Consider the following 368-nt stretch of genomic DNA (forward strand, 5'->3'; position numbering starts at 1 on the left):
CTGTGGCAAGACTATCTGCAAAAGTTACAGGCCGCAGGGCATCCGGGCGAGACTGGCCGTGATGCACCTATGATGAGTGCAGGACGCGCCTGTGGCAGCGCTCACTAAGCGCTTGTTACAGGCTGGACAGCGGCAAGTGCAGCGTCACGGCCGCACAGCCAGCGTCAGCGTGGCCGGGGTGCTGCTGATGAGTGCCTGCAGCAGCATTTCCGATGCACCCTCTGACCGTAGCGGGTCTGCGCCTGGCGCTGCCAACCCTGCCATCAGTTCTGGCAATACGAATGCTGCTCCAGCTGAGATACCAGCACGTTCGCTACCACCACCGGCACCATCGCAGGCGGGCAGCATAGAAATGTATAAGCGCGAGG

Annotated in this window: 1 protein-coding gene; it reads right to left on the reverse strand. The window is 61.7% G+C overall.

Features of this window, described 5'->3' with window-relative positions; genetic code table 11:
* Positions 1-144: 144 nt before the first annotated feature.
* The coding region (locus tag KDM89_RS20380) for a hypothetical protein (protein WP_212689689.1) at positions 145-368 on the reverse strand (224 nt) is incomplete at its 5' end.

The sequence above is a fragment of the Cognatundibacterium luofuense genome, from assembly GCF_018139685.1.
Classification (GTDB): domain Bacteria; phylum Pseudomonadota; class Gammaproteobacteria; order Burkholderiales; family Burkholderiaceae_D; genus Undibacterium; species Undibacterium luofuense.